Origin of the sequence: Pseudoxanthomonas jiangsuensis, assembly GCF_010093185.1 — a bacterium.
In the GTDB taxonomy this organism is placed as follows: Bacteria; Pseudomonadota; Gammaproteobacteria; order Xanthomonadales; family Xanthomonadaceae; genus Pseudoxanthomonas; species Pseudoxanthomonas jiangsuensis.
On sequence record NZ_PDWL01000049.1, the window covers coordinates 1 to 5,185 of the forward strand.

Here is a 5,185-nt window from a genome sequence, read left to right on the forward strand (position 1 = left end):
TAAGTACGGGGCGAGGGCGGCGTGGTTGAGTGCGGGTAGGCGGCGGAGTAGCCCCCGGGGGAGCCGGGTGGCGTGGGGTCGTGCACCTGGGGCCCTGTGTCCGGGCGGCCGCCCCGCCGGCTACCCGTGCCGGCGCATCTTCCCAGCCCGGCGCCCGGGTGCGGCAATCGCCCCGCCCCCCGCCCCAGCCCCTGGAGAGCCGCCGATGCGCACCCTGTCCCGCTCCTGCCTGCTGCTCCTGGCCGCCGGCCTGTGCGCCGGCGCCATGGCCCAGAACGTCTACCAGTGGAAGGACGCCAACGGCGTCACCCATTCCTCCGACAAGCCGCCGGCCGGCCAGCGCTACGAGACCCGCCGGATCGACAGCCACGGCCAGCAGGTGGAGACCGCCGCCCCGGCCGCGGAGGTGGAATCGGCCGAGTGCACCACTGCACGCCGCAACCTGCAGCTGCTGGCCGGCAAGGGTGCGGTCCAGACCGACACCGATGGCGACGGCAAGCCGGACAAGACCCTGAGCGACGAGGAGCGCTCCGGCCAGAAGGGCCTGGCCGAGGCCGCGGTCAAGGCCTACTGCCCGCCGGCCGGCTGACGGAGCCGGCGCACGTGCGCACGGCCTGGGCGATCCTCGCCGGCCTGGCCGTCGGTGGCGGCGTGGCCTGGTGGCTGGGCCGCGACGCCTCGCCACGGAGCTCGCCCGAAGCCCGCCAGCGGGCCGAACGGGCCGCCGCCGCCCAGGCCGAGGACGCCCTGCGCCCGCTCTACCGCTGGCGCGACGCCGCCGGCAACCTGCAGATCACCGACGCCCCGCCCAAGGGCCATCCCTACGAACGCATCGCCCGCGAGCCGGAGCCGGGGATCCGGGTCGACGCCGGGCGTTGAGCCACAGGAACGTTCCACCGGGGATCCGGAGCGGTTTTCCCGAGGCCCCGGGCGCGGCTCAGGCCAGCCCCAACCATTCTGCCAGATGGTAGAGGCCGATCATGCCGAGCAGGATCGCCACCAACCACAGCAGGTTGCGGAATTCACGGGCCAGGTAATCCTCGCCGCCTCGCCTGGAGAAATGCGTTTTCCGGCCCAAGCCTCGCTCCTTGCCTGCATGGCCGCGCCGGCGGCCGGGAACCCGATCCTAGCAGCGCCCCTCGCCCCTCCGGCCCGCCCGCCCCCCGGTGCTGGCAGAATGTCCGGCTTTCCCGCCCCGGACCGCCCCCGCGATGCGCCTGTCCCGCTTCCACCTGCACACCACCAAGGAAACCCCGGCTGACGCCGAACTGGTCAGCCACAAGCTGATGCTGCGCGCCGGCATGATCCGCAAGCTCGCCGCCGGCCTGTACACCTGGTCGCCGCTGGGCCTGCGCGTGCTGCGCAAGGTCGAGGCGGTCGTGCGCGAGGAGATGGACCGCGCCGGCGCGGTCGAGCTGCAGCTGCCGACCATCCAGCCGCGCGAGCTGTGGGAGGAGACCGGGCGCTGGGAGAAGTTCGGCGGCCAGCTGCTGAAGATCAAGGACCGCAAGGAACAGGAGTTCTGCTACAGCCCCACCGCGGAGGAGGCGATCACCGACTTCGCCCGCCAGGAGCTGAGCAGCTACAAGCAGCTGCCGGTCAACTTCTACCAGGTCCAGACCAAGTTCCGCGACGAGATCCGCCCGCGCTTCGGGGTGATGCGCGCGCGCGAGTTCCTGATGAAGGACGCCTACTCGTTCCACGCCTCCGACGCCGACCTGGCGCGCGAGTACGAGAACATGAAGGCCGCCTACACCCGGATCTTCACCCGTCTGGGCCTGGAGTTCCGCGCGGTCCAGGCCGACTCCGGCGCGATCGGCGGCGACGCCTCGCAGGAGTTCCACGTCCTGGCCGAGTCGGGCGAGGACGCGCTGGCGTTCTCCACCGGCTCGGACTACGCCGCCAATGTCGAAGCCGCGCAGGCCGCCGAACCGGCGCCGCGCCCAGCCGCCGCCGAAGCGCTGCGCAAGGTCGAAACCCCGACCCAGAAGACCTGCGAGGAGGTGGCCGCGCTGCTGGGCATCGCTCTGCGCCGGACGGTCAAGTCGGTCGCGGTGGTGGGCGAGGACGGCTTTGTCCTGGCCCTGGTCCGCGGCGACCACATGGTCAACGAGATCAAGCTGGCCAAGGTCGCCGGCCTGGGCGAATACCGCCCGGCCACCGAGGCCGAGATCCTCGAGCACCTGGGCAGCGAGCCGGGCTTCCTCGGCCCGGTCGCGCCGGCCAGGCCGATCCGCGTGGTCGCCGACCGCGAGGTCGCGGCGATGGCCGACTTCGTGGTCGGCGCCAACGAAGCCGGCTTCCACCTCGCCGGGGTGAACTGGGGCCGCGACCTGGCCGAGGCCGACGTGGTCGCCGACATTCGCAACGTCGTGGCCGGCGACCGCGCCGCCGACGGCGGGCAGATCCGCCTGGCCCGCGGGATCGAGGTCGGCCACGTGTTCCAGCTCGGCCGCAAGTATTCGGAAGCGATGAAGTTCAGCGTGCTCGACGAGACCGGCAAGGCCGCCGTCCCGGCGATGGGCTGCTACGGCATCGGCGTGTCCCGGATCGTGGCCGCGGCGATCGAGCAGAACCACGACGAGGCCGGCATCGTCTGGCCGGTGCCGATGGCGCCATGGGCGGTGGCGGTGTGCGTGATCAACCCGAAGAAGGACGCGGCGGTGGACGCCGCCGCCGAAGCCCTGCTGGCCGAACTGCAGGCCTCCGGCCTGGACGCGGTGCTCGACGACCGCGGCCTGCGCCCGGGCGCGATGTTCGCCGACATCGAGCTGATCGGCATCCCGCACCGGGTGGTGGTCTCCGAGCGCGGCCTGGCCGCGGGCACCTTCGAATACCGCGCGCGCACCGCCGCCGAGGCCGAATCGCTCGACCGCGCGGCCTTGCTGGAGCGCCTGCACGGAGCCTGAGCGCGGCACTGGAGTGGCGTGGTTGCGCCGGCAACGGCCGAATTATCGAAGGATAATCCGGCCGTTTTCACATGGATTTGATTGCCGCCGATAATGCCGGTGGATTATCCTGCCGCGAATCGTGTCCAGGACGGACATAATCAGCCCCGTACCGGAACCCGGAGATATTCGATGTCGATCGACCTGAGCACCCTTTCGCCGCGCGAGCTCGGCTCCCTCATCACCACCGCCAAGAAGCGCCAGGCCCTGCTGTCCCAGCGCACCCCGGTGGCCAAGGTCCGCAGCAAGCTGACGAAGCTGGCCAAGGCCGAGGGCTACACCATCGAGGAACTGTTCGGCACCGGTTCCGGCGGCGGCCGCGCCGCCAAGGCCCCGGCGGCCGCGCGCGGCGCGCGCAAGCTGGGCAAGGTCGCGCCGAAGTACCGCAACCCGGAAAACCCGAAGGAAACCTGGACCGGTCGCGGCAAGCAGCCGCGCTGGCTGGCCGCCTATACCGCCAAGGGCCGCAACCTGGGCGAGTTCGTGATTCCCGGCGTGGCCGCCCCGACCGCCAGCAAGCCCAAGCCCGGCGCGAAGAAGCGCGTGGTCAAGAAGGCCAAGAAGTAAGCACGCGGAAAGACGAAACGCCGGCGCAAGCCGGCGTTTCCATTTTCCCCCGCAAGTTTCCGCCCCGCCTCATGTAGGAGCCGGTCTTGCCGGCGACCGCCATGGTGGAAGCGTCTGCGTGAAACCGGATACCAACGATACGTCCGCCTCCACGGTCGCCGGCAAGACCGGCTCCTACAGGTTTTTCCGCGCCGGAATCAGCAGGTTGCCGAACAGCAGCCCCGCCACCAGCGCCATCACGATGTTGAGCACGCCCAGCATCGCGCTCTGCCCCGCGTCCATGTCCTGCTGCTGGACCAGGGTCAGCAGCCCGCGCAGGCTGGCGCTGCCGGGTACCAGCATGATGATGCCCGGCAGCCGGATCAGCGCCCCCGGCCTTTGCATCCAGCGCCCGAACGCATTGCCCCCCGCGGTCAGGGCCAGCGCCGAGAGGAAGATCCCGGCCGGGCTGCCCCAGGCATGGCCGGCGTAGCGCGCGATCAGGTAACCGCAGATCGCCGCGCCCATCACCCACGGATAGTCCCGCCGCCGGGCCTTGAACAGCACCGCGAACGCGAACGCGGCCACGCCCATCGAGACCCACTCCACCCAGTCCGGCTGCGGCCGCGAGGCGCGCACCGCCGGCTCCAGCCCCAGCAGGTCGATCAGGGTCACCGCGATCATCGCGCCGACCGTCAGCTTCATCACCGTGGTCAGCGCCCCGGCGAAGCGCACGGTGCCGGAGACCCAGTGCTGGCTGGCCAGTTCGTTCATCGCATTGGTCAGGGCCATGCCGGGCAGCAGCACCACCAGCGAGGCGATCACCACGGTGTTGAGGTTGAGCGGGCCGACCGTGGCCGCCACCAGGCTGATCACGGCGCCGGAGGTCAGCGCCGCCAGCGCGTCGCCGGCCTCCTTCAACGCCGGGCGCGGACTGGTGTACTGGTCGAGCAGGCCGATCAGCAGGCCGGTGAACGCGGCGGTGGCGATGTCCAGCCACGGCAGCCGCCACAGCCCGGCCACGCCGGCGGCGGCCAGGCCGAAGGCCAGCACCTGCATCACCCGCATCCAGGGCCACGGCGGCCGGTCCAGGGTGCGCAGGGCGGTATGGCCCTGGGCGATGGTCATGTGGCCGTTGGCCACCGCCTCGGCGATGCGGTCGGCCTCGCCCAGCTTGTGCAGGTCGTTCTCGCCCGGCGGCAGGCGGATCACCCGGGTGGTGTCGGTGCTGCCCGGCGGCTTGCCCGGGTCGCTGAAGCTCAGGATCAGGCCGGTCGGGTTGGACCACGGCTCGCACTCCAGGTCCAGCCTCTGCGACAGGGCGCTGATCGCCGCCTCCAGCCGTTGCGCGGTGGTGCCGTAGCGGTGCAGGCGCGCGGCCATTTCCGCGACGAAGGCGATGCGCTGGGCGTAGCTGGCCTGGGGGCGGGCGGGAACGGTCGACATGGCCGCCAGTATCGCCGGCAAGCCGGCCGCGCGCGCGCCGCACCCACCCGACACTCACGGCGCTTGCCTGTATGCTCGGCGCCGACCCATGAGCGATCCGAATCCGAACCCGCCCCGCTGGCAGCAGGCCCCGGACGCCCCCGGCCGCATTCGCCTGTCCGGCGACTGGACCCTGGCCCACGTCCTCGGGCAGCTCGCGCAGGCGCTCGCCGACGGCGAGCGCCTGCGCGAGCTGCCCGCGGACG

6 protein-coding genes are annotated in these 5,185 nt (G+C 71.8%); 4 read left to right on the forward strand and 2 right to left on the reverse strand.

Features of this window, described 5'->3' with window-relative positions:
* The first annotated feature begins 205 nt into the window (after positions 1–205).
* Both CSC62_RS16980 and CSC62_RS16985 read left to right on the forward strand, forming a co-directional pair.
* Positions 206–589 (forward strand): DUF4124 domain-containing protein, encoded by a 384-nt coding sequence (locus CSC62_RS16980; RefSeq protein WP_162407865.1) that lies wholly within the window; start codon positions 206–208, stop codon positions 587–589.
* 14 nt (positions 590–603) lie between these two features.
* The gene (locus tag CSC62_RS16985; RefSeq protein WP_162407866.1) at positions 604–879 is read left to right on the forward strand and encodes a DUF4124 domain-containing protein; all 276 of its coding nucleotides are present in this window, start codon (positions 604–606) and stop codon (positions 877–879) included.
* A 58-nt stretch (positions 880–937) separates the two neighbouring features.
* Here CSC62_RS16985 and CSC62_RS16990 read toward each other — a convergent pair whose 3' ends face one another.
* The gene (locus tag CSC62_RS16990; RefSeq protein WP_162407867.1) at positions 938–1,078 is read right to left on the reverse strand and encodes a hypothetical protein; all 141 of its coding nucleotides are present in this window, start codon (positions 1,076–1,078) and stop codon (positions 938–940) included.
* Between the two features lie 133 nt (positions 1,079–1,211).
* Between CSC62_RS16990 and CSC62_RS16995 the strand changes: the two genes are divergently transcribed.
* Positions 1,212–2,909, forward strand: coding sequence for a proline--tRNA ligase (locus tag CSC62_RS16995; RefSeq protein WP_162407868.1), 1,698 nt, complete (start codon positions 1,212–1,214; stop codon positions 2,907–2,909).
* Between the two features lie 171 nt (positions 2,910–3,080).
* Complete coding sequence (locus CSC62_RS17000; RefSeq protein WP_162407869.1) at positions 3,081–3,515, forward strand: H-NS histone family protein; 435 nt, start codon at positions 3,081–3,083, stop codon at positions 3,513–3,515.
* 174 nt (positions 3,516–3,689) lie between these two features.
* On the opposite strand, the gene CSC62_RS17005 is transcribed toward CSC62_RS17000, so the two are convergent.
* Positions 3,690–4,940: a threonine/serine exporter family protein gene (locus tag CSC62_RS17005; protein ID WP_162407870.1), complete on the reverse strand. Its 1,251-nt coding sequence runs from the start codon at positions 4,938–4,940 to the stop codon at positions 3,690–3,692.
* Between the last annotated feature and the right edge of the window lie 245 nt (positions 4,941–5,185).